Origin of the sequence: Synechococcus sp. CS-1326, assembly GCF_025128115.1 — a bacterium.
Classification (GTDB): Bacteria; Cyanobacteriota; Cyanobacteriia; order PCC-6307; family Cyanobiaceae; genus Regnicoccus.
This window is the reverse complement of record NZ_JAHLYV010000002.1, coordinates 1-26,819: the sequence shown is the minus strand read 5'-3', so window position 1 is coordinate 26,819 and position 26,819 is coordinate 1. Positions and strand designations below refer to the sequence as shown.

General features: G+C 66.5%; 27 protein-coding genes, 1 tRNA gene and 1 pseudogene. 11 read left to right on the top strand and 18 right to left on the bottom strand.

All coding sequences use genetic code 11. The features are described 5' to 3' along the window. Positions 1–27: 27 nt before the first annotated feature. The 3 genes from KQ307_RS00230 to KQ307_RS00220 all read right to left on the bottom strand — a co-directional run bounded on the left by KQ307_RS00230 (position 28) and on the right by KQ307_RS00220 (position 4,578). The gene (locus KQ307_RS00230; protein ID WP_259701220.1) at positions 28–1,650 is read right to left on the bottom strand and encodes an NAD(P)H-quinone oxidoreductase subunit 4; all 1,623 of its coding nucleotides are present in this window, start codon (positions 1,648–1,650) and stop codon (positions 28–30) included. A 135-nt stretch (positions 1,651–1,785) separates the two neighbouring features. Further along, the gene (locus KQ307_RS00225; protein WP_259726554.1) at positions 1,786–3,789 is read right to left on the bottom strand and encodes an NAD(P)H-quinone oxidoreductase subunit 5; all 2,004 of its coding nucleotides are present in this window, start codon (positions 3,787–3,789) and stop codon (positions 1,786–1,788) included. Positions 3,790–3,876: 87 nt separating this feature from the next. Next, positions 3,877–4,578: an NnrU family protein gene (locus KQ307_RS00220; RefSeq protein WP_259726611.1), complete on the bottom strand. Its 702-nt coding sequence runs from the start codon at positions 4,576–4,578 to the stop codon at positions 3,877–3,879. Between the two features lie 159 nt (positions 4,579–4,737). Between KQ307_RS00220 and KQ307_RS00215 the strand changes: the two genes are divergently transcribed. Next, positions 4,738–5,697, top strand: coding sequence for a LysR family transcriptional regulator (locus KQ307_RS00215; RefSeq protein WP_259701170.1), 960 nt, complete (start codon positions 4,738–4,740; stop codon positions 5,695–5,697). Between the two features lie 6 nt (positions 5,698–5,703). Here KQ307_RS00215 and KQ307_RS00210 read toward each other — a convergent pair whose 3' ends face one another. Beyond that, entirely contained in the window at positions 5,704–6,378 is a 675-nt protein-coding gene (locus tag KQ307_RS00210) for a DUF3172 domain-containing protein (protein WP_259701169.1), read from the bottom strand. After that, positions 6,378–6,725, bottom strand: a complete 348-nt coding sequence (locus KQ307_RS00205; RefSeq protein WP_259726553.1) for an NAD(P)H-quinone oxidoreductase subunit M — start codon at positions 6,723–6,725, stop codon at positions 6,378–6,380. The genes KQ307_RS00210 and KQ307_RS00205 overlap by 1 nt, the downstream gene beginning before the upstream one ends. A gap of 115 nt (positions 6,726–6,840) precedes the next feature. Here KQ307_RS00205 and pds point away from each other — a divergent pair, with 115 nt between their 5' ends. Continuing rightward, positions 6,841–8,229: a 15-cis-phytoene desaturase gene (gene pds / locus KQ307_RS00200; RefSeq protein WP_259701167.1), complete on the top strand. Its 1,389-nt coding sequence runs from the start codon at positions 6,841–6,843 to the stop codon at positions 8,227–8,229. Between the two features lie 20 nt (positions 8,230–8,249). Beyond that, on the top strand, positions 8,250–9,164 hold the full coding sequence (locus KQ307_RS00195; RefSeq protein WP_259726610.1) for a phytoene synthase: 915 nt from the start codon (positions 8,250–8,252) through the stop codon (positions 9,162–9,164). Here the strand turns inward: KQ307_RS00195 and KQ307_RS00190 are convergent. The 3 genes from KQ307_RS00190 to KQ307_RS00180 all read right to left on the bottom strand — a co-directional run bounded on the left by KQ307_RS00190 (position 9,161) and on the right by KQ307_RS00180 (position 12,163). Continuing rightward, on the bottom strand, positions 9,161–10,111 hold the full coding sequence (locus KQ307_RS00190) for an alpha/beta fold hydrolase (protein ID WP_259726552.1): 951 nt from the start codon (positions 10,109–10,111) through the stop codon (positions 9,161–9,163). The genes KQ307_RS00195 and KQ307_RS00190 overlap by 4 nt on opposite strands. Positions 10,112–10,183: 72 nt before the next feature. Then, complete coding sequence (locus KQ307_RS00185; protein ID WP_259701165.1) at positions 10,184–10,612, bottom strand: RNA-binding protein; 429 nt, start codon at positions 10,610–10,612, stop codon at positions 10,184–10,186. 225 nt (positions 10,613–10,837) lie between these two features. Further along, positions 10,838–12,163, bottom strand: a complete 1,326-nt coding sequence (locus KQ307_RS00180; protein ID WP_259726551.1) for a CCA tRNA nucleotidyltransferase — start codon at positions 12,161–12,163, stop codon at positions 10,838–10,840. Between KQ307_RS00180 and KQ307_RS00175 the strand changes: the two genes are divergently transcribed. The 3 genes from KQ307_RS00175 to KQ307_RS00165 are packed head-to-tail and all read left to right on the top strand — an operon-like array spanning position 12,156 to position 13,611. Next, positions 12,156–12,407 (top strand): Ycf34 family protein, encoded by a 252-nt coding sequence (locus tag KQ307_RS00175; RefSeq protein WP_259701163.1) that lies wholly within the window; start codon positions 12,156–12,158, stop codon positions 12,405–12,407. The two genes, KQ307_RS00180 and KQ307_RS00175, sit on opposite strands and share 8 nt — an antisense overlap. Then, on the top strand, positions 12,404–13,039 hold the full coding sequence (tsaB, locus tag KQ307_RS00170; RefSeq protein WP_259726550.1) for a tRNA (adenosine(37)-N6)-threonylcarbamoyltransferase complex dimerization subunit type 1 TsaB: 636 nt from the start codon (positions 12,404–12,406) through the stop codon (positions 13,037–13,039). The genes KQ307_RS00175 and tsaB overlap by 4 nt, the downstream gene beginning before the upstream one ends. Continuing rightward, entirely contained in the window at positions 13,039–13,611 is a 573-nt protein-coding gene (locus KQ307_RS00165; protein ID WP_259726549.1) for a YdcF family protein, read from the top strand. The genes tsaB and KQ307_RS00165 overlap by 1 nt, the downstream gene beginning before the upstream one ends. Here the strand turns inward: KQ307_RS00165 and KQ307_RS00160 are convergent. Genes KQ307_RS00160 through rpaB form a run of 5 tightly spaced genes read right to left on the bottom strand, consistent with a single transcriptional unit; the run spans position 13,568 to position 18,323 of the window. Then, complete coding sequence (locus tag KQ307_RS00160) at positions 13,568–14,296, bottom strand: 1-acyl-sn-glycerol-3-phosphate acyltransferase (protein ID WP_259701160.1); 729 nt, start codon at positions 14,294–14,296, stop codon at positions 13,568–13,570. The genes KQ307_RS00165 and KQ307_RS00160 overlap by 44 nt on opposite strands. Beyond that, complete coding sequence (fabD, locus tag KQ307_RS00155) at positions 14,293–15,192, bottom strand: ACP S-malonyltransferase (protein ID WP_259726548.1); 900 nt, start codon at positions 15,190–15,192, stop codon at positions 14,293–14,295. The genes KQ307_RS00160 and fabD overlap by 4 nt, the downstream gene beginning before the upstream one ends. Positions 15,193–15,220: 28 nt before the next feature. Beyond that, a complete protein-coding gene (locus KQ307_RS00150) occupies positions 15,221–16,222 on the bottom strand; it encodes a beta-ketoacyl-ACP synthase III (RefSeq protein WP_259701218.1) in 1,002 nt (333 codons plus the stop codon). A gap of 51 nt (positions 16,223–16,273) precedes the next feature. After that, positions 16,274–17,596, bottom strand: a complete 1,323-nt coding sequence (gene plsX, locus KQ307_RS00145) for a phosphate acyltransferase PlsX (protein WP_259726547.1) — start codon at positions 17,594–17,596, stop codon at positions 16,274–16,276. After that, positions 17,577–18,323 (bottom strand): response regulator transcription factor RpaB, encoded by a 747-nt coding sequence (rpaB, locus tag KQ307_RS00140; protein WP_259701157.1) that lies wholly within the window; start codon positions 18,321–18,323, stop codon positions 17,577–17,579. The genes plsX and rpaB overlap by 20 nt, the downstream gene beginning before the upstream one ends. A gap of 89 nt (positions 18,324–18,412) precedes the next feature. Here rpaB and radA point away from each other — a divergent pair, with 89 nt between their 5' ends. Next, positions 18,413–19,840, top strand: a complete 1,428-nt coding sequence (radA, locus tag KQ307_RS00135) for a DNA repair protein RadA (protein WP_259701156.1) — start codon at positions 18,413–18,415, stop codon at positions 19,838–19,840. A gap of 24 nt (positions 19,841–19,864) precedes the next feature. Here radA and KQ307_RS00130 read toward each other — a convergent pair whose 3' ends face one another. After that, the gene (locus tag KQ307_RS00130) at positions 19,865–20,386 is read right to left on the bottom strand and encodes a photosystem I assembly protein Ycf3 (RefSeq protein WP_259701155.1); all 522 of its coding nucleotides are present in this window, start codon (positions 20,384–20,386) and stop codon (positions 19,865–19,867) included. A gap of 141 nt (positions 20,387–20,527) precedes the next feature. Between KQ307_RS00130 and KQ307_RS00125 the strand changes: the two genes are divergently transcribed. From KQ307_RS00125 to KQ307_RS00115, 3 genes are read left to right on the top strand one after another with little or no spacing between them, the layout of a single operon-like run. Beyond that, positions 20,528–22,846 (top strand): cation-translocating P-type ATPase, encoded by a 2,319-nt coding sequence (locus KQ307_RS00125; RefSeq protein ID WP_259726546.1) that lies wholly within the window; start codon positions 20,528–20,530, stop codon positions 22,844–22,846. Continuing rightward, the gene (tmk, locus tag KQ307_RS00120; protein WP_259726545.1) at positions 22,833–23,501 is read left to right on the top strand and encodes a dTMP kinase; all 669 of its coding nucleotides are present in this window, start codon (positions 22,833–22,835) and stop codon (positions 23,499–23,501) included. Before KQ307_RS00125 ends, tmk begins: the two co-directional genes overlap by 14 nt. Next, entirely contained in the window at positions 23,494–24,528 is a 1,035-nt protein-coding gene (locus KQ307_RS00115; protein ID WP_259726544.1) for a DNA polymerase III subunit delta', read from the top strand. Before tmk ends, KQ307_RS00115 begins: the two co-directional genes overlap by 8 nt. On the opposite strand, the gene KQ307_RS00110 is transcribed toward KQ307_RS00115, so the two are convergent. The 4 genes from KQ307_RS00110 to KQ307_RS00095 all read right to left on the bottom strand — a co-directional run bounded on the left by KQ307_RS00110 (position 24,443) and on the right by KQ307_RS00095 (position 26,538). Then, a complete protein-coding gene (locus KQ307_RS00110) occupies positions 24,443–25,204 on the bottom strand; it encodes a response regulator transcription factor (RefSeq protein WP_259726543.1) in 762 nt (253 codons plus the stop codon). The genes KQ307_RS00115 and KQ307_RS00110 overlap by 86 nt on opposite strands. A 279-nt stretch (positions 25,205–25,483) precedes the next feature. Next, a tRNA-Asn gene (locus KQ307_RS00105) sits at positions 25,484–25,555 on the bottom strand. Positions 25,556–25,578: 23 nt separating this feature from the next. Then, on the bottom strand, positions 25,579–26,268 hold the full coding sequence (locus tag KQ307_RS00100; RefSeq protein ID WP_259726542.1) for an ABC transporter ATP-binding protein: 690 nt from the start codon (positions 26,266–26,268) through the stop codon (positions 25,579–25,581). A gap of 3 nt (positions 26,269–26,271) precedes the next feature. Continuing rightward, a complete protein-coding gene (locus tag KQ307_RS00095; protein ID WP_259701149.1) occupies positions 26,272–26,538 on the bottom strand; it encodes a hypothetical protein in 267 nt (88 codons plus the stop codon). Positions 26,539–26,684: 146 nt separating this feature from the next. Between KQ307_RS00095 and KQ307_RS00090 the strand changes: the two are divergent. Then, a pseudogene (locus tag KQ307_RS00090) lies at positions 26,685–26,819 on the top strand (photosystem II D2 protein (photosystem q(a) protein)); the annotation flags it as partial.

Genomic DNA, 26,819 nt, shown 5'->3' with positions numbered 1-26,819 from the left:
GTTTCGTAACCGCGGGGCCTCGGCGGCTCAGCCAACGGCCGGAGCCTGGAGCAAAGCAGGAGCCAGCCAGTCGCCGCGCTGAGCGTTGCGGATCAACCCGGTTGGATTCGGACCTATCACCCTCGCCATGGCGGCGTCTTCCCGCAGCACCAGTGCTTCGATCGAAGCCCGGTAGCTGTCCGTCACCAGACGCGGATAGAGGCCGATGCCGATGATCGGCACCAGCAGGCAGGAGATCACGTAAATCTCACGCGGTTCAGCGTCGACCAGCTGGGAGTGGGAGGCGAGCTCGGCGTTCTCCTTGCCGAAGAAGATCTCCCGGAGCATCGAGAGCAGGTAGATCGGTGTGAGGATCACCCCCACCGCTGCCAGGGCCGCCATCACGATGCGGAAGCTGAGCGCGTAGGCCTCGCTGTTCACGAAGCCCACGAACACCATCAGCTCCGACACAAAGCCGCTCATGCCAGGCAGGGCCAGGGAGGCGAGCGAGCAGATCGTCCAGAGCGCGAACATCTTGCGCATCTTCTGGCCCACGCCGCCCATCTCATCGAGCTGCAGGGTGTGGGTGCGGTCGTAGGTGGCGCCCACCAGGAAGAAGAGGCTGGCGCCGATCAGGCCGTGACTCACCATCTGCAGCATCGCGCCGCTGGTGCCGAGGGCACTGAAGCTGCCGATGCCGATCAGCACAAAGCCCATGTGGCTGATCGAGCTGTAGGCGATCTTGCGTTTGAGGTTCCGTTGGGCGAAGGAGGTGAGCGCTGCATAGATGATGTTCACCACCCCCAGCACCACCAGCAACGGCGCGAACTGGGCGTGGGCCACCGGCAGCAGCTGCACGTTGAAGCGCAGCAGGGCATAGCCCCCCATCTTCAGCAGAATGCCGGCCAGCAGCATGTGCACCGGGGCGGTGGCCTCCCCATGGGCATCGGGAAGCCAGGTGTGCAGGGGCACGATCGGCAGCTTCACGCCGAAGGCGATCAGCAGGCCCGCGTAGGCCAGCAACTGGAAGCGGGCGGGGAACTCCTTGGCCGCCAGCACGGTGTACTCGAAGCTCGGAGAGCCGCCCCCGAAGAAGCCCATCGCCAGCGCGGCCAGCAGGATGAACACCGAGCCGCCGGCGGTGTAGAGGATGAATTTGGTGGCGGCGTACTGACGCTTCTTCGCTCCCCAGATCGCCAGCAGCAGATACACAGGCAGCAGTTCGAGCTCCCAGGCCAGGAAGAACAGCAGCATGTCCTGCACGGCGAACACGGCGATCTGGCCGCCATCCATGGCCAGGATCAGGAAGAAGAACAGCCGCGGCTTGAAGGTGACCGGCCAGGCGGCCAGCACCGCCAGGGCGGTGATGAAGCTGGTCAGCAGGATCAGCGGCATCGAGAGCCCGTCGGCTCCCACCGACCAGGCCAGGCCCAGATCAGGCAGCCACTCCACCCGCTCGATCAGCTGAAGCCCGGCCACCGAGGGGTCGTAACCGTTCAGGTAGGCCCCCACGGTCACCAGAAAAGTCACCAAGGCCACGCCCAGCGCATACCAACGGATCGTTTTGCCGTTGCCGGGATCGGGGATGAACGGGATGAGCAGAGCTGCCGCGATCGGCAACAGAATTGAGACGCTCAGCCAGGGGAAGGTCCCGGTGTGGTCGGTGCCCAGGACCCCGAGGGCACCCTGAGCATCGGCAAAATCGAGCGGCACAGTCCAGGTCAGCGGTTCTGGCCGGAGTGTAGAAATGGTCACAGGGCCGGAGTCCCCCAGATACGGGATGACACACACAGTTGGCCCTCGGATTCAGAAGCTGCTGAACAGCACCACGAGGGCGATCACGCCGCCGAACACGATCAGGGCATAGAACTGGGCGCGCCCGGTCTCGAAGTATTTGAGCCCTTCCCCGCTGCCGAGGGTGAGCAGACCGGTGAGATTGACCACGCCATCCACCACCTTCGCGTCGACCTCAAGCACCTGACGGGCCAGCTTGCGGCTGCCCTTCACGAAGATCCTCTCGTTGATGTCATCGAGATACCACTTGTTGGCGAGAAAGGCATTGATCCTGGGAAAGCGGGAGGCCACGGCCGCAGCCAGATCCAGTTTGTGGAGCGCGTAGGCAAGCACCGCCACGGTGATGCCAGTGAGCGAGATCGCCACCGAGGCGCCGGCCAGGGGCAGAAAGCCCCCCCAGCTGAATTGCTCGGCCATCTCGACGGCTTCATGGGGATCGAGCAGCTCGGCGAAACGGCTGTGCCAGGGGGTTCCAAGCAAACCGATCAGCACCGACGGCACGGCCAGGATCGCCAGAGGTGCGGCCATCTGCCAACCGGACTCATGGGGATGGCTGGCCAGTTCGCCGTGGCCTTCCTGCTCTGGAGCCCCTTTGCCCGCCGCGGCCAGCAGACGGGACTGGAGGGCCGCATCGGTTCCCCTGAACGGACCCTCGAAGGTGAGGAAGTAGAGCCGGAACATGTAGAAGGCGGTCATGCCGGCGGTGAGGAAGCCGACGCCCCAGAGGATCGGGTAAGCGTTGAAGGCCTGACCGAGGATTTCGTCCTTGCTCCAGAAGCCGGCCAGGGGTGGGATGCCGCTGATCGCCACGCAGCCGATCAGAAAGGTGATGGCGGTGACCGGCATGAACTGGCGGAGTCCCCCCATCAGCCGCATGTCCTGAGCCAGCACCGGTTCATGGCCCACCACCTCTTCCATGGCATGGATCACCGAGCCGGAGCAGAGGAAAAGCATCGCCTTGAAGAAGGCATGGGTGACCAGGTGGAACATGCCGGCGACCGGGGCACCGCAGCCCATCGCCAGCACCATGTAGCCGAGCTGGGAAACGGTGCTGTAGGCAAGCCCCTTCTTCAGATCCATCTGGGTGAGGGCGATGCTCGCGCCCAGGAAGCAGGTGATCGTGCCGATCACGGCGATGAAGGCCTGAACTTCATCGAACTGGATGTAGATCGGCTGGAGGCGGGCCACCAGGAACACACCAGCGGCAACCATGGTGGCCGCATGGATCAAGGCGGAAATCGGGGTTGGTCCCTCCATGGCATCCGGCAGCCAGACATGCAGGGGGAACTGGGCCGACTTGGCCATCGGTCCCATGAACACGAGCAGACAGAGAATCACCGCCGCGGTGTGGGACACACTGCCGTTGCTGAGGGCTTCGCTGAGGCGAACGCCAATCTCCTCGAAGCCGAAACTGCCCGTGGCCCAGAACAGGCCAAGAATTCCCAGCAGGAGTCCGAAGTCGCCGACACGGTTGACGATGAAAGCTTTCTGGGCCGCATTGGCGGCGCCGTCCCGGTCGTACCAGAAGCCCACCAACAGGTAGGAGCACATGCCCACCAGCTCCCAGAACACGTAGATCTCGAGCAGGTTGGGGCTGATCACCAGGCCCAGCATCGAGCTGCTGAACAGGGCGAGGTAGGTGAAAAAGCGCACGTAACTCTTGTCGTGCGCCATGTAGCCATCGGAATACACCATCACCAGCAGGGCGATGGTGGTGACCAGAGCCAGCATCACGGCGCCGAGCGCATCAACCCGGAAGCCCATCTGCAGGTTGAAGCTGCCGGCGCTGGCCCAGTCGAACAGCACCTCGGTGGGGGCTGGGCCGGCGATCTGCTCGATCAGCACGGCGAAGCTGAGCACGGCGGCCGCTCCGACGCAGCTGATCAGAAAGAGAGCAACCGGTTTTCGCAACCGGTTCACAGTGCGATTGAAGCTGATCAGCCCCAGACCGACCAGGGCTGCCCCCAGCAGGGGAAGCACCGGAATAACCCAGGCAAGTTCCGAGGCCGACGTCATCCGGTTCTGGGCAGGCCACGGCAGTGTAGGCAGGCCTCCCGGCTGGATCCGGCTGTGTGTGGGACTTCGATCAGCCCACCGGATCGTCTAACCCAGCACTCGGCCCAGCGGGCCGTTCAGGAAGGCCACCGAGGCGAGGCCGATGAAGCGATGGCTCCACCAGAGGATGCCGATCGCCACGGCGATGCCGAGTTGGGAGGGCCTGAGGAATTCGCTCAGCACCAGCGACTGGCGACCGTCGAGCACCGCCTGGAAGGGAAGGACCGAGGTGTTCTGCCGCAGGTGTTCGAAGGAGGCCCCGAAGCGCCTGGCCAGACGCCGGTCACCGTGCCAGATGGCGAAGAGGTGATGGGCGATCAGCCCGAAGCAGGTGACGAGCATGAAGCTGCTGCCGATCCAGAGGAGATGGGTGGCGCACCAGATCACCTGACCGATGGCCTGGGGATGGCGGCTGATCCGGATGATCCCCGTGGCGTAGAGCCGTTGCTCGGGCTTGAGCACCGCTGGAATCTCCAGCAGGTTGTAGGTGGCTGGATAAAGAAAGAAGAAGCTGATCGCCGTGCCCAGCCAGATCACTGGAATCAGGCCAGGCGTGCCCTGCAGATTCCACAGCCGGAGCCCCTCGTAGCGATGGGCGAGGAAGAAGCCCACCACCAGCACGGCTGATGGAATGCTGATCGCCGCAAACAGCAGGCGCCAGGCGCGGGCGCCGATCCGCTCCTCCCCCCAGACCCGCAGTGCCGCCCCGCCACTGTGCAGCACGGCGAAGCCGAGCAGAAGGGCCAGCATCTCCAGGCTGGATCGGTGCGGTTCGAGCGGCAAAAAGGCGGGGCGGCAGCAGCTGATTCTGGCCTTCAGCAGGGTGGCTCCGCCGGCGGCCGGAGCTGCTGCGAAGCTTTCGCCTTAGAGTCGCCACTTCCAGCCGGAGCAAGCCCCACGGGTCATTCGATGGCTGATCTGCCTTTCACTCTCGATCAGCTGCGCATCCTGCGGGCCATTGCCAGCGAGGGCAGCTTCAAGAAAGCTGCCGACAGCCTCTATGTCACCCAGCCTGCGGTCAGCCTGCAGATCCAGAACCTGGAGAAGCAGCTGGATGTCTCCCTGTTCGATCGGGGCGGGCGAAAGGCCCAGCTCACCGAAGCGGGTCATCTGCTCCTCAGCTACTGCGATCGCATCCTCGGCCAGTGCCAGGAGGCCTGCCGCGCCCTCGACGACCTCCACAATCTCAAGGGTGGATCGCTGATCGTCGGCGCCAGCCAGACCACCGGCACCTATCTGATGCCACGCATGATCGGCCTGTTCCGGCAGAAGTATCCCGATGTGGCCGTCCAGCTCCAGGTGCACAGCACCCGGCGCACCAGCTGGAGTGTGGCCAATGGACAGGTTGATCTGGCGATCATCGCCGGTGAGCTCCCCACCGAGCTCAACGACCTCCTGCAGGTGGTGCCCTATGCCAGTGATGAGCTGGCCCTGGTGCTGCCGATCAAGCATCCCCTGGCCCGGCTGGGGGAACTCCATAAAGAGGATCTCTACCGGCTGGGCTTCGTCTGCCTCGATGCCCAGTCCACCACCCGCAAGATGGTGGATCATCTGCTGGCCCGCTCAGGGCTGGAGGTGCAGCGCCTGAAGGTCGAGATGGAGCTCAACTCCTTCGAGGCGATCAAGAATGCCGTCCAGTCGGGGCTGGGGGCAGCGTTTCTGCCGGTGGTTTCGATCGAGCGGGAGCTGGCGGCGGGCAATCTGCACCGGGCCTGCATCGCCGACCTGTTGGTGCGTCGTCAGCTGAAGCTGATCACGCATCCGGCCCGCTACTGCTCCCGCGCCGCGGAGGCTTTCCGGCGTGAAGTGCTGCCGGTCTTCGCAAGCGCGGACAGCCCCCTGCGGCAGCCGGTCCCGCTGGCGGCCTGAGCCTGCTCAGAACTGATCCCCTTCCGGTGTGATGCCCACCGAGTCATCGGCGGCCCCGGCGATGCCACGGGTCTGGAACTTGTTGCCACCGATGTCGGTCTGGTAGACACAGCGCACCACAGGCTTGTCGCGGATCGAGCCGATGTAGGCGAAGGTATTCATCCGCTGTTTGCACTGGCGCATCTGCTCAGCGGTGACCGCCCCTTCCTTCTGGAGCACACTCCAGTTTTCGCGGCGGATCACGCAGCCCGGTTGCAGGGTGGGCTGGGTCACGAAGCTGCTGCTCGGGTTCATCGTGGTGTAGAGCTCAATGTCATTGACGAAGGCGCTCGCTCCCCACTGTTTGCAGAACTCGGGGTCGGGAACGGCCAGATCGAGTTGCTGGCTGCTGGCGATGTTGCCCTGGTTGCCCACGGTGTTGCTGGAGAGGGCGGTGCCGATGCCGATGCCCACCACGAGCACCCCGGCCAGCACAGCCACCGTGGCCACGTTGAATTTGAAGGGTGGATCGCCAGAGCCGCCGCCCGGCCCTCCGGGGCCCGCCGCACCAGCTTTGCGGGGCGGCGCTTCCCGTCGCCCCCTGGGCCGATCGTCGTAGGCGGTCGATCGGTAGGCGTAACCATCACGATCCTGGTCGCGGTCCTGGGAGGAGGAACTGCGGCCGTAGGGGGGGCGGCTCATCAGGCTTCAGGGCTGCGGGGCAGGCCCATTGAATAGTTCAGCACCCGGGCATCCGGGTTGTAGCGGAGTTCGCCGGCCTGCAGCAGCTGCCGGATCGTGCCTTCCAGCTCCGAGCCGATCCGGCGCAGGTTGTACTCGGTGAGGTCCGCTCCGGCGAAGCTGCCCACCAGGTCGCGGAAGCGTTGCCGCACTGTCTCGAGCACGGCTGGCTGCCAGAGGAACTCGTTGTCGGGATCAAGGTCCAGGGTCAGCAGGGACGGATCCGCGACGAGCTGATCGTCTTCCACCCGGGCGGTGAACAGCCGCACATGCCGGGTGGTGGACTTGAGCAGGAGAGCGTCGGCCATGGTGGATGGGGAGGCAGGCGTGCCGGATCGGGTCGCACCCCAATACTTTAGGAAGCCGGTGATCGGCGCTGGCTGTCCTGACCCTTTTAAGGTTGGACCTGGTTTTTGATTTTCCATGCGCGTCGCCATCGCCGGGGCAGGTCTCGCCGGCCTTTCCTGCGCCAAGTACCTCTGTGACGCAGGCCACACCCCGGTGATCTACGAAGCCAGGGACGTCCTGGGCGGCAAGGTGGCCGCCTGGCAGGACGAGGACGGCGACTGGTATGAGACGGGCCTGCACATTTTCTTCGGGGCCTACCCGAACATGCTTCAGCTCTTCGGGGAGCTTGGCATCGAAGATCGGCTGCAATGGAAAGATCACGCGATGATCTTCAATCAGAAGGACGACCCGGGCACCTACAGCCGCTTCGACTTTCCTGATCTTCCGGCCCCGCTCAACGGCGTGGCGGCCATCCTGGGCAACAACGACATGTTGACATGGCCGGAGAAGATCCAGTTTGGACTTGGCTTGGTCCCCGCGATGCTGCGTGGCCAGGATTATGTCGAAAGTTGTGATCAGTATTCCTGGACGGAATGGCTGCGCTTGCACAACATCCCGGAGCGGGTCAATGATGAAGTGTTCATCGCCATGAGCAAGGCCCTGAACTTCATTAACCCCGATGAAATCTCCAGCACGGTCCTGCTCACCGCTCTGAATCGCTTTCTGCAGGAGAAGAATGGCTCGAAGATGGCCTTTCTGGATGGCAATCCTCCTCAGCGGCTCTGTGAGCCGATCGTGGCTTCGATCCGTGAGCGGGGGGGGGAGGTGCACCTGAACCGACCCCTGCGGCAGATCCAGCTGGCCGCGGATGGTTCCGTCGCCTCTTTCCGGATCGGCGGGGTGAAGGGCAACGAGCCCCTGGAGGTGGAAGCCGATGCCTTCGTGAGCGCCCTGCCGGTCGATCCGCTCAAGCTGTTGCTCCCTGAGCCCTGGAAGCAGATGCCCTACTTCCAGAAGCTGGAGGGCCTCAAGGGGGTTCCGGTCATCAACATTCATCTCTGGTTCGACCGCAAACTCACCGCGATCGACCACCTTTTGTTCAGTCGTTCCGAGCTGCTCAGCGTGTACGCCGATATGAGCAACACCTGCCGGGAGTATGCCGATCCCCACCGATCGATGCTGGAACTGGTTTTTGCGCCCGCCGCCGCCTGGATCGGCCGCAGCGATGCGGACATCGTGGCGGCCACCATGGCCGAACTCCAACGGCTGTTCCCCGTCCACTTCAGCGGTGACGACCAGGCCCAGCTGCGCAAGGCAAGGGTGGTCAAGACCCCCCAGTCGGTCTATAAGTCGGTGCCGGGCTGTCAGCAACTCCGGCCCTCGCAGGATGCACCGATTGCCAATTTCTTCCTGGCCGGCGATTTCACCATGCAGCGCTACCTCGCCTCGATGGAGGGTGCTGTGCTGAGTGGCAAGCTCTGCGCCGAGGTGGTGAGTCGCCAGTCTGCGCCGGTGCTGGTGTGACCGTGCTGGTCGCCCACCCGATGGCCGCTCTCCGCTCACCGCTGAACCTGGCCCAGGCCTACGAGGCCTGCCGCCAGGAAACGGCGCAGTGGGCCAAAACCTTCTATCTCGGCACCCTGCTGATGCCCCGGGCCAAGCGGCGGGCGATCTGGGCGATCTACGTCTGGTGTCGGCGTACCGACGAGTTGATGGACAGCCCCCAGGCTCAGGCGTTGCCCGAGGACCGGCTGGCCGAGCGGCTGGATCGCTGGGAAGAACGCACCCGCGCCCTGTTCAACGGTCAGATCGAGGATGGCCTCGATCTGGTGATGGAAGACACACTGGAGCGCTTCCCCCAGCCCCTGCAGCCCTATCTCGACATGATCGAGGGCCAGCGCATGGATCTGCGGCGCCGGCGCTACGCCAGCTTCGAGGAGCTGAAGCTCTACTGCTACCGGGTGGCCGGCACCGTGGGTCTGATGACCCAGGAGGTGATGGGCCTCGATCCCGCTTACACCTCAGCCCCCTGGAGTGAAAAACCGGATACATCCCAGGCTGCCGTGGCCCTGGGAATCGCCAACCAGCTCACCAACATCCTGCGGGATGTGGGTGAAGACCGGAGCCGTGGCCGTATCTACCTTCCCCAGGAGGATCTTCGGCGCTTCAATTACTCAGAGGCCGACCTGATGGCAGGAACGGTGAACGACAACTGGCGGCAACTGATGGCCTTTCAACTCCAGAGGGCCCGCCACTGGTTCGGTCGCTCGGAAGCAGGGGTCCGCTGGCTTGCTGCCGATGCCCGCTGGCCAGTCTGGGCTTCTCTGCGCCTGTATCGCGGCATCCTTGATGCAATCGAGCGCCAGGATTATGATGTGTTCAATCGGCGTGCTTTCGTGCCAAGGGGGTCAAAGCTTCTCGACTTGCCCTGCTCCTATCTGATTGCCCAATCCCGTTAATTCTCGCTGGCCGCTTCGGCTTGCTGAAGCCAGTTGATCAGGATGGGATTAACGAGATCGGGGGCCTCATCCTGGGGGCAATGGCCCAGGCCAGGCAGGATGCGCAAATCCAGGATGCAGGCAAAGGTTCTCTGCCAGCTTTCGGCTTCCGCCGGACTTTCCCATGGATCCTTCTCCCCCCAGATCATCCGGACCGGCAGGCTGAGTCCGGCCAGCAGCTCCGTCGCCAGCACATCCTCGAACAGATTGATGAAGCCGCGAAAGCTTTCTGCGGCCCCTGGATCCGTGCTGGGCCGGTAGAGCATGGCCACCAGCTCAGCGTCGATGTTGGCGCCGGTGGGGTAGGCCTTCGCCAGAACCTGACGGATGAATCCGGGCCTGGCGAAGACCTTGAACAGTGGGGCCACGATGCTTCGCTGCCGCACCAGTTGCTTCACAAGCGGGCGGAACAGCCGCTCGAGCGGCGGCAGTTCCGCCCGGCGCTTTTCATCGAGGGTGCGCTGGGCACAGTCGATCAGAATCACCTGAACCGGCGCCAGAGCGCGCTCCAGAAGCAGTTGGCTGGCCCGCAGAACAACGAGCCCACCAATCGAATTGCCGACCAGCTGGATCGGACAATCCCGCTCCTGGGGCCCCAGGCTTTCGACGAAATCAGCCACCTGGGTGGCCCAGAGGTCGAAGCAGTAACGAACCGAACCGGGCCGCTCCGGCTCACCGGTCAACCGGGAGCTGGGTTTGGAGCTGGCGCCGAAGCCGAGCAGATCGAGGGCGTACACCCTGAAGTGCTCGGCCAGGGCCGGTTGGTTGTGGCGCCAGTGGCCGCAGCAGGCTCCGAAACCGTGGACCAGGATCACCGTGGAAATCCCGGTGGGGTTGCCTGGAGGGAAGGCCTGCAGCAGGTGGATGGAATGGCCATTCCACGGCCAGAACCGGCTCTGGGGAGCCATGGGCCGCAGAGCTGCACTCACCCCTTGTTCCCCATCCACGCGATCGTTGGTTGGCTGCTGTCTGCCGCCGGATCAGACGGTTGCGGTCTGGTTGGCGAGCAGAGCCTTGAGTTTGGCCAGTTCACCGGCCCAGCGGGGATCAGGAGCGCCTTCGGTGATTGTGTCGCTGTGGACCACCTTGTTGGTGGACTTGCGGGCCGCCGCCGGTGCACCGGCCGGACGACGGTCGCTGCCGGTGGGGGTGGTGCGGGTTTCCTTGCGCTCGGATCGTTCGATGCGAAGGGTGTTACCTCCGAAGGCGAGGCCGTTGAGCTGTTCGATCACAGCGTCAGCGAGCTTTTCGTCGTCGACGTTGGCAAAGCCGAAGCCACGGCAGGCGCCCGTTTCACGGTCTTGAACCGTTTTGAATCGCACGCCTTCACCGATCGCCGTGAACAGAGCGTCCAGCTCTTTGGCATCAAAACTCTGCGGCAGGTTGCCGACGTACAGACGAACACTCATGGGGAGGGGGGGAGAAATTGGAAAAACTGGCTCGAGGGCGCTGGTCAATCGATCGACGGGCTGGATCACGAAGCTGGATCACGTCGCCGGATCAAAAAGACGGATCACAAAGCCAGATCGCCGATGACGATGGCCGCTGGATCCATGGATGAAAGTCTGATGACTAACCGACACCTGCCGGGCACTAAGCAGGCAGCTGATCGTGCCTATGCAGCTCAATGTAAATCACAGCCCCCTGCTCTCCAGCCAGATTCGTGCAGCCTTCAAGGCTTCTTCAGGTTTGTTGATCCTGCCGAAGGCCAGCTCCGCGCTCAGGTGGGCGAGCAGCTGGCCCACCTGGCGTGAGGGCCCCAGCCCGAGGGTCTGCTGCAGTGTCCAGCCATCCACGGGGAAGCGGGGATGGAACAGGGGGTCGTCGGGGTTGCGCCAGCGCTTCATCCAGGCCAGAGCCACCGCCGGAGGGAAGAACAGCAGCAGGGAAGGCAGATCCTCGGCCAGTTGCTGGTGGAGGCTCAGGCGCTGCGTCTCCGTCAACGTCTGCAGTTGCCCCTCGACCCCGCCGGGGCCCTGGGCGAGCAGCTGATTCCACCAATGTTGCAACTGCCCGCAGCGCCGTTGGAGCTGGCGGCTGGCGTGGAGTCGCTCCAGGCCTTTTGCGTCGAAGAGCACCGCCAGACGGGCCAGCCCCAGGGCGGCGACGGCTTCAGACGGGCTGAGGCCCAGGCGGCCGGTTTGCTCGGCATCGAGCCTCTGCAGGCTGAGCAGCTGGGCCGCCCGGTTCGGCTCCGCCTGGTGAGGGGCAAGGACACCTGGACCGCTCAGCCATGGGTCCAGCAAGCGGGATTCAAAGGCGACGGCAAGACCCCGCTGGCCTGCCGGGCAGGCGGCCAGTTTTTCCAGCTCCACCAGCACCCGCTCCGGTGCCACCTCGGTGATCTGGCGGTGATGCGCCCGGATCCACTCACCCGTCTGGTCGTCGAGCTTGAAACCAAGCTCGGCGGCGAGTCGGATGCCTCGCAGGAGCCGCAGTGGATCGTCGAGCAGGTTGGCTTCCCGCACCGCCACGATCCGCGCCAGTGCCAGATCCCGCAGGCCTCCGGTGGGATCGAGCAGGGGGGCCTGGGAGCCCAGGGGCAGAGCGAGGGCGTTGAGGCGGAAATCGCGCCGCCAGAGGTCCTCCTCCAGGCTGCTGCCCACCTGGCGAGCCAGATCCAGGCACCAGCCCTTCAGCACCAGGCGGGCGATCGAGCGCTTGCCGTCCAGAACCACGGCACTGCCGCCGTGGCGGCGGCTGAGTTCCCGGCAGAGGCTGATCGCATCGCCTGGAACCACCAGGTCGAGATCGGGTCTGGCCCCCAGGCGCTGCAGCAGTCCATCCCGCACGGCGCCGCCCACCAGCGCCGCGCCGGCGGGGAGCTCCGCCAGGGGCAGGGGCCAGGCCTCGATCCGCAGGGCCCGGCGCAGCATGGCGGCCGCCTCGGCCAGCCCAGCGGAGCCCTGGTCGCTCCACCCCAGAATGGTGGGGTCCGTGGCCCGCCGGGGGATGTGCATCTGCGTGGACTGTCTCTGGGTCGAGCGATGCCAGGCCTATCACGCGGTGGAGCGGCAGCATGGTGTCTGCCACCTGAGCGCCAGCCCTGATTTTCAGCCGCTCGAGCCGCGCATCCACGTGCAGGTGATCGATCTGCCAGACGCCAAGGTGGGGGTGGAGTGGGACGTGCGGGCCTGCCGGAGCTACCAGGCCGATCCAGGCCGCTGGCTTCGGCTCAGGCCCGGGGAGCCCCAACCCGGATGAGCGAGCGGATCCCCCTGTTGCTGGCCCTGCACAGCAGCACCGACACCCTCGCGGTGGGCCTCCAGCCCCTCGGTGGCGGCCTGGCGACCGTGGCCTCCCATCCCCTCGGCCGCAGCCTGGGGAACGAACTGCTGGTCTGCGTGGAGAGGCAGCTTCCCGCCAGCCGCTGGAGCGAACTGGGCCGCCTGGCGGTGGCCACCGGACCCGGGGGCTTCACGGGAACCCGGCTCAGCGTGGTGCTGGCCCGCACCCTCGCCCAGCAGCTCGGCTGCCCCCTCGATGGGTTCAGCAGCTTCCTGTTGTGCGCCCGCTGCCTCTGGCTGGCTGGGGAGAGCGGCAGCCTGCACAGCCCTTTCTGGGTGACCCAGGTGCTGCCGCGTCGAGGCGTGGTGGCGGGCCGCTACCAGGCCGATTCAGCGGCGCTGGGCGGGCTGGCGGAGATGGAGCTGCCACGGCTGTTCCCGTCCTTGAGTGCCCTCTCGGGTGCTCCCTGCTTCGAGGCCAGGCTCGACCCAGCCGCCGATCTGAGCCAGTTGCTGCTGCTGAGTCAGGCCGCGGCGGCTGCCGGCCGGCCGGCACCCTGGCAGCCCGTTCTGCCGATCTATCCCACCAGCCCTGTGCTGCCCGCCTGATGCGGCGACTCCTCCCCTGGGCCCTGCTCGGACTGGCCCTGGTCGGGCTGGTCCAGTTGACGAGGCCCGGACCGCTGCCGGTTCCCTCGTTCGCTCTTTCGCCGGCTGCACAACCCCAGCTGATCCTGGTGCTGGGCGGCGATGTGGCCAGGGAACGACGGGCAGGCCAGTTGGCTCAGCGCTATCGGTTGCCTGTGGTGGTGAGTGGTGGCAGCAATCCGGAGTACGCCCAGTGGTTGTTCCACCAGGAGGGGCTCGGCCCCCACCAGTACCAGCTCGATTACCGGGCCCGCGACACCGTCACCAACTTCACCACGGTGGTGGACGATCTGAAAGGCTCCGGCATCCGCCACGTTCTGCTGGTCACCAGCAGCGACCACATGGAGAGAGCCCTGCTGGTGGGCCGCATCATCGCCGGCAGTCGGGGCATCCAGCTGACCCCGGTGACCGTGCCCTGTGGGCCCCGCTGCCTGCCGGAACGCCGCAGCAAGGTCTGGCGTGATGGCTTCAGGGCGTTGGTCTGGGTGATCAGCGGCCGTGATCCGGCCCAGTGGGCGGTAGCAGGGAAATGACCTTGCCCGGTGGCAGCAGACCCTGGTCCAGCAACCCATTGATCTGTGCCTGGCAGGCGAGGGTGGTGGCCTCCAGATCGCTGCGGCGCCGCGAAGCCGGCGGTGGAATCGGCTGGCCGATGCGGATGTGAATCGGCACCAGCCGCGGCCAGAGCCGACCGGTGCCGAGTGCCCGGTGGCTGTTGACGATCGCGACCGGCAGCAGGGGGATCCCCGCTCTGGCTGCCAGAAAGGCGGCTCCCTGCTGGGGATCGTTCACCCGGCCATCCCCCTGGCGGGTGCCATCAAGGAACACGCCTGTGGCCCAGCCTTCGGCCAGGCGGGCCATGGCGACGCGGATGGCCTCACGGTCGCTGGCGCCGCGGGCAACCGGGTAAGCCCCGCACGCCCGGATGATCGCGCCCAGCAGCGGAACCCGAAACAGCTCCGCCTTGGCCATGAAGGCCACCGGACGACCGAGGGCGTGGCCCAGCAGCGGTGGATCCAGATGGGAGCCATGGTTGGCCACCACCACCAGCGCCCCCTCCATCGGCACCTGGGCGTTGCTGGCGGTTCGACCACGGAAAAGCAGTCGGTAGATCGGAAAGACCAGCAGATAGCTGACCAGTCGGTAGGTGAAGCTGGGCCGGGGCGTCAGCAGGGCTGGCGGCAGAGGATTCCCATCCGGCGAGGCGGGACCACTCAAGATCCCAGATCCTCGGCACTGGCGATCCGCGCCGTGACGATCGCGTCGAGGTCCCGCTTGATCAGACCACTGAGCACGTTGCCGGGCCCGATCTCCACCACGGTGTCGATCTGCTGGATCGGGAACTGGGCCATGGTGTCGCGCCAACGCACGCCGCTCACCATCTGCCGGGCAAGCCTGGCCTTGAGAACCTCGCCGGCGGTTTCGGGCCTGGGATCGGCATTGCTGAGCACAGGAATGGTGGCGTTTGCGAAGGCAATCGGCTCCAGTACCGCTGCGAAGGCGGTGGCCGCCTCCTGCATCCAGGGTGAATGGAACGCCCCCGAAACGGCGAGGGGAACGGCCCGCTTGCAGTGCAGGGCGCTGATCACTTCGGCCACCGCCGCCGGCTGACCGGAGAGCACCACCTGGGAGCGGCTGTTGTCGTTGGCGATCACCACCCCCTCGACGGCCGCCACCAGCTTCTCCAGTTCGTCTCGATCGAAGCCGATCACGGCGGTCATCGCTCCACCCCCGGCCGCTGCCATCAGTTCACTGCGTCGTTGGATCAGCTGCAGACCGGTGGCGAAGTCGAACACATCGGCCGCATAGAGAGCCACCAGTTCCCCCAGGCTGTGGCCGGCCACGAGCTGGGCTGTGCGCCCCTGGGCCTTGAGGCCATCCACCAGCAGGCTTTCAACCACGAACAGGGCTGGCTGGGTGTTGCGGGTGTCGTTGAGATCACTGGGATCCCCGACTGGATGCTGGCCGGATCCGGCGCAGATCCCCAGCAGATCGCGGCCCAGCCGCTGTGAGGCTTCGTCAAAACGCCGCCTGGCATCGGGGAGATTCAGAAGTCCCTCGGCCATGCCGAGTTTCTGTGATCCCTGGCCGGGAAAAACCCAGGCAATCCCCATGGTGACGTTTTCGTGAACCGGCAGGAGATTAGGTGCTGGCCGCCATCGGCCCCTGCCAGCGCAGCAGGGCGGCCCCCCAGCTCAGACCGGCGCCGAAGCCACTGGTGGCGATCAGCTGACCCGGGCGGATGCGGCCGTCCCGGACGGCTTCATCCAGCATCAGCGGGATCGTGGCCGCTGAGGTGTTGCCATAACGGGCCAGGTTGCTGAGCACCCGTTCGGCGGGAATATCGAGGCGTGTGGCCACGGCATCGAGGATGCGCTGGTTGGCCTGATGCAGGAGCAACCAGTCGATCTGGTCGGCCTTGGTGGCGGTGTCTTCCAGCAACGCCTCCAGCACGGAAGGAACCTCCCGCACGGCGAATTTGTAGACCTCCTGCCCGTTCATGTGGATGGGCAGGAAGCCCCCGCGCTGGGCGGAGTGGCCGTTCACCAGGGGCTGACGTTCCAGGCTCTGCTCCAGGGAAAGGCAGGCGGCGCGGCGACCATCGGAGTGCATGCGGAAGCCCATCAGTCCATCCCGTTCGCCCGGACAGGCTTCGATCGCCACGGCGGCGGCCCCATCACCGAACAGCACACAGGTGCCGCGGTCGTTCCAGTCGACCCAGCGGCTCAGTTGATCGGCGCCGATCACCAGGGCCCGCCGCATGCTGCCGCTGCGGATGTAATGACCGGCCGTGATCAGGGCGAACAGGAAGCCGCTGCAGGCGGCGGTGAGATCGAAGGCCACCGCCCGGTGGGCCCCCAGCGCTCCCTGGATGCGGGGGGCGGTGCCGAACAGGTCATCGGGGCTGGAGGTGGCCAGCAGGATCAGATCCAGATCCTCCGGACTCCAGCCGGCGTGCTCCAGGGCCTTGCGGGCGGCTCCGGTCGCCAGTGTGGTGAGTGTTTCCTCAGGACCGGCGACCCGACGCGAGGCGATGCCGGTGCGGCTGCGGATCCAGGCGTCGCTGGTGTCCACCCGCTGGCTCAGTTGTTCATTGCTGACGCTGAGAAGGGGCAGCTCACTGCCGCATCCCACCAGGGCCATCCCCCTGCCCAACTGACCGAGCGACACCTGCGTGACCACCGTTGGGCACAGTCAACCACAGGCCTGCGCCGCCTCCACCTCGGTGCTCAGCTGGTGCAGATCGTCCATCACGCCGTGGCTGGCGGCCCGATGGGCCAGGCGCAGGGCACTCACGACCGAGAGGGCCTTGCTGCTGCCGTGGCCGATCACGCAGATCCCATCCACCCCAAGCAACAGGGCGCCGCCGTGCTCGGCGTGGTCAAGGCGCTTCTTGATCCTTACCAGGTTGCTGCGCAGGAAGGCAGAACCCACCTTGCCGCGGCGGCCGCGGGGCAACTCGGCCCGCAGCACATCGAGGAGCACGCTGCCGACCGATTCCAGGAACTTGAGCACCACGTTGCCGGTGTAGCCATCGCAGACCACCACGTCGAACTGGCCCGAGAGCACATCACGGCCCTCGCAGTTGCCGACGAAACGGAGCCTGGGCTCCCCCTGGAGCAGAGGAAACGTCTTGATCGTGAGGTCATTGCCCTTGCAGGCCTCCTCCCCGATGTTCAGCAGGCCGATACGCGGGCGGGTCACCCCCATCACATCCCGGCTGTAGATGCTGCCCAGCAGGGCGAACTGAAGCAGGTAACTGGGTTTGCAATCCATGTTGGCCCCCACGTCCAGCACCAGCACCTGCTCAGCGGGATCCTTGGTGGGGAACAGGGCGCCGATCGCCGGTCGCTCGATGCCTTTCAAGCGGCCCAGGCGGAAAATGGCCGCGGCCATCACGGCTCCGGAATTGCCGGCGGAATACACCGCCACGGCTTTCCCTTCCCTGACCTGATCCATGGCCAGGTTGATGCTGGCATCGCGCTTGCGGCGCACCACCGTGGCTTCCTCGTGCATTCCCACCGAAGGGCCACTGCCGATCAGCTGCAACAGACCGGCGGCGATGGCCTCGTTGAGCTCATCGTCCAGATTCAGAGCGGCCACGGCCTGGCGGACGGCCTCGGCCTCGGCGACGAAGCGGATCCGCAGCGGCAGCACCCGCACCGCATCCAGGCAGCCGGCCAGGATGGGTCCCGGGGCGTAGTCACCCCCCATGCCATCCACCGCCACCCAGCGACGATCGGCATCGCGGATCGGCGCCACGATCGGCACACCTCCCTGCTGCAGCCGTCGCAGCGGCTGGATCATCAGGGGCTGCAACACCGAGCCGGCGGTGGAGGCCATGCTCCCGGCCATCGAGCCGGCGGCGGAAGCGGCGGTGCTGGCTGAAGAGGTGGCGGTGTCCACCAGGCTGGTGACGGCGGCGTTGCGTCGATACCAGATCACCAGCCGGCGGATCGCCCGACTGGGTTTGGCCCGCCGCTGGCGGGGGTCGAATTCAGAGTCCTTCGCTGCCAACGGCTTCCACGATGCGCTGGAACAGATATCCCGTGCCCCGGGCCGTGAGAATCAGCTCGGGGTTGGCGGGATCATCTTCCAGTTTGGAGCGCAGCCGGGAGATGTGGACGTCCACCACCCGGGTGTCCACATGACGTTCCGGTGTGTATCCCCAGACCTCCTTGAGGATCTCGCCACGGCTGAACGGCTCGCCGGAACGGCTGACCAGCAGTTCCAGCAGGCTGAACTCCATGCCGGTGAGGCGGATGCGTTCATCACCGCGGTACACCTGCCGCTTGTTGGTGTCGATGCGCAGATCGCTCACCTGGATCACGCCGGAGTTGGGAATGCCCGCCACCTGCTCCTTGTCGACGCGGCGCAGCACGCAGCGGATCCGGGCCTCCAGTTCCTTGGGGCTGAACGGTTTGACGACGTAGTCATCGGCGCCGAGCTCCAGGCCGGTGATGCGGTCGGCCACATCGCCGAGGGCGGTGAGCATCACGATCGGCACGTCCGACTCCTTGCGCAGCTCCTGACAGACGCCGTAGCCGTCGAGCTTCGGCATCATCACGTCGAGCACGACGAGATCGGGACTGGAGAGCCGGAACGCTTCGAGGGCCTCAAGGCCGTCGGAGGCGGTGACCACGTGGTAACCGATCATCGAGAGCCGTGTTTCCAGAATCCGACGAATGCTGGCCTCGTCATCGACGACCAGGATCGTTTCCTTGGCGGGGGTGGAAGCCGTCATCGCGGCGGGCAGGATTACAACAGATCCGACCACTGAAAAGGCCTGAGTGCCAAGGGTTCATCGAACGCCACCATTCTTCATACACCGCTTTGGCACGCTCCCCCGTTTCCTACGTCTGCCAGAGCTGCGGAGCCCAGGCGCGCCAGTTCCTGGGCCGTTGCCCCGGCTGTGGTGGCTGGAACACCCTGGTCGAGCAGCTCAGCCCTGCCACCGAAGGTCGCCGCCGCCGGTCGGCGGGTTCCTTGGCCGCCGCTCCCCTGCCTGGGGAGCCCCGGCCGCGGCGCTCTCAGCCGATCCAGGCGGTGGGAGAGCGTCCCCTGGCGCGGCTGGCCAGCGGCTTCGAGGAACTGGATCGGGTCCTGGGGGGTGGGCTGGTGCCCGGGTCGCTGGTGCTGGTCGGAGGTGACCCCGGCATCGGCAAGTCAACGCTGTTGCTTCAGGCCGCCCAGGTGATGGCCCGCAGCTGCTCGGTGCTCTACGTGAGCGCCGAGGAATCGGCCCAGCAGGTGAAGCTGCGCTGGCGCCGGCTGGGGCCTGACGCCGGCCAGGGCCCTGAGCCCGTCTGCCTACAACTCCTGGCTGAAACCGATCTCGACCTGGTGCTTCAGGAACTGGAGTCGCTGCGGCCGGCGGTGGCGATCATCGACAGCATCCAGGCTCTCCACGATGCGGAACTCACCAGCGCGCCAGGCTCGGTGGCCCAGGTGCGTGATTGCGCCGCCGCCCTGCAGCGCCTGGCCAAGCGCCAGGACACGGCCCTGCTGCTGGTGGGGCATGTCACGAAGGAGGGAATGCTGGCCGGGCCGAAGGTGCTCGAACATCTGGTGGATGCCGTTCTCACCTTCGAAGGGGACCGATTCGCCAGCCACCGGCTGCTGCGAGCGGTCAAGAACCGCTTCGGCGCCACCCATGAGCTCGGTGTGTTCGAGATGCGGGATCGGGGCCTCATCGAGGTCAGCAACCCCAGCGAGCTTTTCCTGGGCAGCGATGGCCCCGCCGCCGGCACGGCCACGATCGTGGCCTGCGAAGGCACCCGCCCCCTGCTGGTGGAGCTGCAATCGCTGGTGAGCAGCACCAGCTATGCCAGCCCACGCCGCACGGCCACCGGCATCGGCATCAACCGCCTCCACCAGATCCTGGCGGTGCTGGAGAAGCACATGGGCCTGCCGCTCTCCCGCTTCGATTGCTACATCGCCGTGGCCGGTGGGCTCGATGTGGAGGAACCGGCCGCCGACCTGGGCGTGGCGACGGCGGTGGTGGCCAGCTACCGCGACCTCACCGTGCCGGCGGGCACGGTGCTGGTGGGGGAACTGGGGCTGGGGGGGCAGCTGCGTCCGGTGGGCCAGCTGGAGTTACGCCTGCAGGAGGCCGCCAGGCTTGGTTTCCGTCGTGCGGTGGTTCCCCGGGCCAGCGGCCTGAGCCCCCTGGCGGCGGATCTCGATCTTGAGGTGATCGAGGCCGCCAGCGTGGCCGAGGCCCTGGTGGCGGCCCTGGGGGTCGATCCGGCCGCCGACTGAAAGCCCCAGCCGCCGGCTCTGGGCTCAGAAGTACACGTCGACAGAACCGCGGCCGCTGGTCTTGAGCCAGTTCTGGGCCTCGATGTAGTTGTTGGGAGCCATCCGGATCGCCCGGCCCCAGAATTCGGCAGCGCGGGAGAAGCAACGATCCGATTCATCGGTGTCGCCCCGCTCCTCAGCCAGGGAGCCGAGATGGTGATGGATCACGGCCATGTTGTTGAGGGCCTGGGGCATGTTGCCATTGAGTTCGAGAACCTGGTCATAGAACTCCAGGGCCTTCTGGTGATCGCCATTGCTGGTGAACACCAGAGCCATGTTGTAGAGGATGAAAGCGCGGTCGTTGGGGTCGTCCTCAAGCCTGAGCGCCTCTTCGTAGTTCTCCAGCGCCTCGGCGTACTCCCCGTCCCCCTGGGCGCTCATGCCGTCGCGGTAGTAGGCGAAGGCCTCCTTGGAGCGTCGATTCGTGGGCAACACCTTGAGGATCAGGTCGGCCATCACCGTGAAGCTCTTGTCGATGAAGTTGTCGTTGCGTTGGCTGCGGGGCACGGTGGCGGACGGCGGCTCGGTGATCCCATCCTGACGGTTGCCCGCCGTCGGGGGCCTGTCCGGCTCGACTGCCTAGCCTTGGACCCTTCGGCGCCGGCTGTGATCTCTCCTCCTGCCCCATCCCCGCAGAGCACGCTCCTGTTGGAACCTCTGCTGCTCGATCTGGAGGGACTGAAATGCGGCGGCTGCGTACGGGCCGTGGAGCAACGGCTCCTGGAGCAGCCCGGCGTCCGGCAGGCCAGCGTCAACCTGCTCACCCGCACCGCCTGGGTGGAGCTGGAGGCTGATCAGGCCGGCGATCCCGTGCCGGACCTGATCGCCAGCCTCCAGTCGCTCGGATTCGGTGCCCAGCCCCGCGACCCAGGCATCCCGCCTCGCAGCCGCTCCGAGCGACAGGACGACCACCGCTGGTGGCAGGACTGGCGCCAGCTGGTGGTGGCCCTGGTCCTGCTGCTGGTTTCGGTGCTCGGCCATCTCACCATGGCCGGCAGCCTGCCCCCTTCGCCCCTGGGTGCCCTCGGCTTCCATGCCCTGCTGGCCACCGTGGCACTGCTAGGCCCAGGCCGTTCGATCCTGGTGCGCGGCGCCAGCCAGGCCTGGCATGGGGTTCCCGGCATGGACACCCTGGTGGGGCTGGGGATGGGCAGTGCCTATCTGGCCAGTCTGGTGGCTTTCCTCTGGCCCCGTTCGGGCTGGCCCTGTTTTTTCAACGAGCCTGTGATGCTGCTCGGGTTCGTGCTGCTGGGGCGCTTCCTGGAGGAGCGGGCCCGCAACCGAACGGGGCGGGCGCTTGAGCAGCTCGCCGAACTGCAACCGGATACGGCCCTGTTGCTGCTGGGAGATGACCCGCCTCGCCAGGTGAGGATCGGCGGCTTGCGGCCGGGTGACAGGCTGCGCCTGCTGCCCGGTGACCGCATTCCCGTCGATGGGGTTGTGCTTGAGGGCTGCTCTGCTGTGGACGTTTCGAGCTTCAGCGGCGAATCCCTGCCGTTGGAAGCCGGGCCCGGCACCGAGCTGGAGGCCGGCATGCTGAACCTGCAGGCCCCCCTGGTGCTGGAGGTGCGCCGGGCCGGCGCGGCGACCGCGCTGGCCCGCATCATCGATCTGGTCGAGCAGGCCCAGGCCCGCAAGGCGCCGATCCAGGGCCTGGCCGATCGGATCGCCGGCCGTTTCTGTCTGGCTGTTCTGGTCCTGGCTCTTGGCACGTTCCTGTTCTGGTGGCAGTGGGGAACGCTGCTCTGGCCCCAGGTGCTGTTGGCCGCAAGCGATCGCCACGGCGCGATGGCCGGCCACGGCGGTCTGCAAGGTGTGCTGGGCGCAGCCACAGGCACGCCGTTTTCCCTGGCTTTGCAACTGGCGATCTCCGTGCTGGTGGTGGCCTGTCCCTGCGCGTTGGGCCTGGCCACCCCCACCGCCATCACGGTGGGCTCGGGCCTGGCGGCACGCTCCGGTCTGCTGTTCCGTGGCGGCGATGCGATCGAGATGGCCGCCAGCCTCAGGGCCGTTTTGTTCGACAAGACCGGCACCCTCACCCTGGGACGTCCCCTGGTGACGGCGATCGAGCCGGTCGAGGTGGGCGGCACTGAGCGGCTGATCCGTGTGGCCGCCAGCCTTGAGCAGCAGACGCGCCATCCGCTCGGCCATGCCCTGCTTCAGGAGGCCCAGCTCCGCGAGCTTTCGTTGCTGGAAGTGGCCAACAGCACCACCTTCGCCGGCGCTGGCGTTGAGGGGGAGGTGGCCGGTGAGCTGGGGGTCTGCAGGGTGGGCCGGCCCGACTGGCTGGCCCAGCTCGGTCTGCAGGCAGGCCAGGCACTGGCGGCCAGGCTGGCGGCGCTGGAAGCCGATGGCGCAACGGTGATGGCGGTGGCCGCCGGTGACGCCCTGCTTGGCCTGGTAGCGGTGCAGGACCAACCCCGCCCCGATGCCTCCAAAGCACTGGAGACCCTGAAACGGAACGGCCTCAGCCTGGGTGTCCTGAGCGGTGATCGGCGCCAGGCGGTGCTGCGCCTCGGCGCGGAGCTGGGACTGGAGCCTGGATCCCTGGCCTGGGAGCTTCGTCCGGAGCAGAAACTGGCGCAGATCCTGCACCAGCGCCAACAGGGGCCGGTGGCCATGGTGGGCGATGGCATCAATGACGCCCCTGCCCTGGCGGCGGCCGACCTCGGAATCGCGATCGGGACGGGCACCCAGATTGCCCAGGACACGGCCGACCTGGTCATCCTCGGCGATCGCCTTGAGGCCGTGGCGGAGGCCCTGCTTCTGGCCCGTCGCACCATGGCCAAGGTGCGACAGAACCTGGCCTGGGCCTTCGGTTACAACCTGGTGATGCTGCCGGTCGCGGCGGGCCTGCTGCTGCCGGGCTTCGGCCTGCTGCTGTCCCCTCCTCTGGCCGCCCTGCTGATGGCCGCCAGCTCGATCACCGTGGTGGTGAATGCGCTTTCGCTGCATGGCCGCCCCTGACCCCGGTTCAGCTCCAGGCAGGTTCCTTGTGCTGGAAGGCATCGATGGCTGTGGCAAGACCACCCAGCTGCAGCAGCTGCGCCGCTGGCTCCCAGCCAGTGGCCTGATGCCTGAAGGAGCCAGGCTGGTGATCAGCCGTGAGCCCGGGGGCACGGCCCTCGGCCTGGCCCTGCGGGCGCTGCTGCTCGATCCGCCGCCCCACTCCGCACCCTGCCCCACCGCTGAGTTGCTCCTCTACGCGGCGGATCGGGCCCAGCATGTGCAGGAGATCCTCCAGCCCGCCCTCGCCGCGGGTGACTGGGTGGTGAGCGACCGGTTCTGCGGTTCGACCGTCGCCTATCAGGGCTACGGCCGCGGCCTCGATCTGGAGCTGATCGCCGGCTTGGAATCGATTGCCACAGCTGGCCTGGAGGCCGATCTCACCCTGTGGCTCGATCTACCCCTGGAGCTTTCGCTGCAGCGGCGTGGCGATCGACCCGCCGATCGGATCGAGGCCGGTGGAGTCGCCCTGCTGGAGCGGGTTCGCGATGGCTTTGCCACGCTTGCCCGTGAGCGCGGCTGGGAGCGGATCGATGCCGCGCCGCCCTCGTCAGCGGTGGCCCTGTCGATTCGCTCCGCCATCCGCCGCTGGCTCGGGGACCCCGGCGATGGCTGAGCTGTTCGCCGACCTGATTGGCCAACCCCGGGCCGTGGGCCTGCTTCAGGCCAGCCTCGTGCTCCAGCGGCTGGCTCCTGCCTACCTGTTCGCCGGCCCGGATGGGGTCGGTCGGCGTCTGGCCGCGTTGCGTTTCCTTGAGGGTGTGCTGGTCGGGCTGGAGGGATCGCCCGCCGTGCGGCGGCGACTGCTGGAGGGAAACCACCCCGATCTGCTCTGGTTGGAGCCCACTCACCTGCATCAGGGTCAGCTGCTCACGGCCTCCCAGGCCGACGAGCTCGGCGTCACGAAGCGGGCGCTGCCCCAGTTGCGCCTGGAGCAGGTGCGTGCCGTCAGCCGCTTCCTGGCCCGTCGTCCCCTCGAGGCCGGCCGCTGCCTGGTGGTGATCGAGGCTGTGGAAGCGATGGCTGAAGGGGCGGCCAACGCCCTGCTCAAGACCCTGGAGGAGCCGGGTGATGGGCTGCTGATCCTGCTCACGTCCGCGCCGGAGAGGCTGTTGAGCACAATTCGCTCCCGCTGCCAGCTGATCCCCTTCGGCCGGCTGGATGCCGGGGCGATGGTCCAGGTGCTGAGCCGGTTGGATCCTGGCGTTGAAGCGGCGGCCGTTCCAGCCTCAACAGACCCGGCTGCCTTGCTGGAGCTGGCGGCAGGATCCCCGGGCGCCCTGTTGCTTCATCGTCAGCAGTGGCGGGCGCTGCCCGAGGAGCTGGCCGGGCGGCTGCTTGCCGGCGACCGCCTGCCGATCGAGGCGCTCGCCCTGGCCCGCGATCTCTGTGAAGCCCTCGACCTTGAGCAGCAACTCTGGTTGCTCGACTGGTGGCAGTGGCAGCTCTGGCGCAGCACTCTGCGGCCCTGGGATCAAGCCCGGATCGAGCGGTTGCGCGGTCAGTTGAAGGGCTTTGTTCAACCCCGGCTGGCCTGGGAGGTGGCCTTGCTGGAGCTCAGCGAGCCTGCTGGGCTCCGGCCTGCTCCAGGTGCGTTCCGGCAGGAAGTTCCAGGCAGTAGCCGGCTCCGTAAACCGTCTTGATGAAGCGGGGTTTGCGGGGATCCGGCTCCAGTTTCGTGCGCAGATGGCGGACGTGCACCCGGATCGTCTCGATGTCGTCGTCGGGTTCATAACCCCAGACTTCCTTGAGGATCAGCGGCGGTGCCACCGTCTGTCCATGGCGCTGGAGCAGGCAATGCAACAGCTCGAATTCCAGATGGGTCAGCCGCACGGCCGTGTCGAACCAGATCGCTTCGAACCGTTCCCGCACCAGGGTGAGGGGGCCAAAGCTGAAAATCTCCCCTGGTTTGGTGGCGAGAGAGGCACGATCACTGCGGCGAAGCAGGGCCTTGACCCTGGCGAGCAGCTCCTCGAGATCGAAGGGCTTGGTGAGGTAGTCGTCGGCGCCGGAGTTGAAGCCGCTCACCTTGTCCTTGGTTCCTCCCAGGGCCGTGATCATCAGGATCGGGATGCCGGCGCTGCGTTCATCCCGCCGCAGCCGCTGACACAAGGTGATCCCGTCCACTTTGGGCAGCATCAGGTCGAGCAGGATCAGATCCGGATTGGCCTGCATGGCCAGGGCCTGGCCCTTGATGCCGTCGTCGGCGCACTCGACCCGGAAGCCGCCGTGCTCCAGGTGACCCGCCACCAGCTCCCGCATGTCCGTGTCGTCCTCGATCAGGAGGATGCAAGGCTTCGTGGCAGCTTGCCTGGGCACCGGGATTGACACTGTCATCGCCCAATGGGTTCCGTACTGCTGAGCCAGCTCTGAGCCAGCTCTGAGCCAGCTCGTGGCCAGCTCCGAGCCGGATCGGGGCCGCCTGGGAAGGCCAGGAGTGCCCCAGGCCAGGGCCCGGAGCAACGGCGGAGACAGCCGGAACGTGAACCCTGAAATCTTAAGTCTTCCTTTTCTTTCGGCCCCTGTCAGGACCAGGCTTGGAGGCGTTTCAGGGGGCGTGGAACCCCAGTTACAGCGGCGATGGGCTTGAGCGGAAAACTCCCCGGGCGGGATTCGAACCTGCGACCAATCGGTTAACAGCCGACCGCTCTACCACTGAGCTACCGAGGATTGTGGCTTCGTGAACCTACCCCTCAGCCTTGCCGCCCGGCAAGGGGGGGAAGGCTCCGCTCCAGGTGCTCCCGCAATCGCCTCCCCTCTTGCCAGGGTCCCAGGCCTCCCCTCTCCATCTGGGCGGCAGCGTGGCAGCTGTCGAGCTCTTCGAGCCTGTGGGTGATCCAGAGCGCGGCCAGGGGGCTCTCACGGCGGCTGCAGAGCTGCCTGATCAGGCCGAGCACCTCCTGCTGGCTGATGGGATCCAGCAGGGCGGTGGGCTCATCCAGCAGCAGCAGGCCGGCCTCGCTGGCCAGGGCACCGGCAATCGCCAGCCGCTGTTTCTGGCCACCGCTGAGGGTGTGGATCGGGCGTTGCTCGAAGCCACCGAGCCCCACCTGAATCAGGGCCGCCTCAACCCTGGCCTGCCGCTGGGCCCGATCGAGTCCTTCGGGAAGGGAGAGCTGAAGATCGGTGCCGCAGCTGGGCAGCAGGAGTTGGTGGTCGGGGTTCTGGAACACCAGGGCGGTTCTGTGCAAGCAGTCGATCCGGCCCCGCTGCGGCAAAAGCAGGCCGGCGATCAGCCGCAGCAGAGTGCTTTTGCCGCTGCCGTTGCCGCCCACCAGCATCCACAGCCCTGGCTCCGGCAGGCGGAAGCTGCACTGATCAAGGGCCAGGCTGCCGGAGGGCCAGGTGAAGCCGAGTTGCTCCACCACCAAAGGGCTGGTCAAGGGTCAGGTATCGAAGGAAAAGCCGGGCCGCTTGCTGCCTCCACCACCGGCCGCCGATTTTTCGTAGATCTGCAGGGCCACCAGTTCACTGCTCAGCAGGCTGACCCGCTTTTCCTCGGCCTTCTCACAGGTGAGCTCGATCACCCGGGGTTGGCCGCTCTCCAGGGCGTTCTTGATCCGGTCGTAGAGGGCCTGGGCGTCGCCCAGCTCCTTGCGCTGCACCGAAACGGGCATGGGGCTGAGCTTGAGAGAGAGCTCGACGACGTACACAGCTTGAAGGGAAAGGCCAGGGTTCACTCTGGCGAATGGCGGGGCAGCGCGCCGAGGCGGGTCCGGTTCGGCGGGAGGAAGCTGCCGGGCCGCAGTGACCGCATCCATCCACCTAACCTGGTGATGTAAAGCTTCATGAAGCACCCATGACGATTGCCCTAGGGCGCGCGCCTGCCACACGGGGATGGTTCGATGTCCTCGACGACTGGCTCAAGCGTGACCGCTTCGTTTTTGTCGGCTGGTCCGGTCTGCTGCTGTTCCCCACCGCCTACCTGGCACTG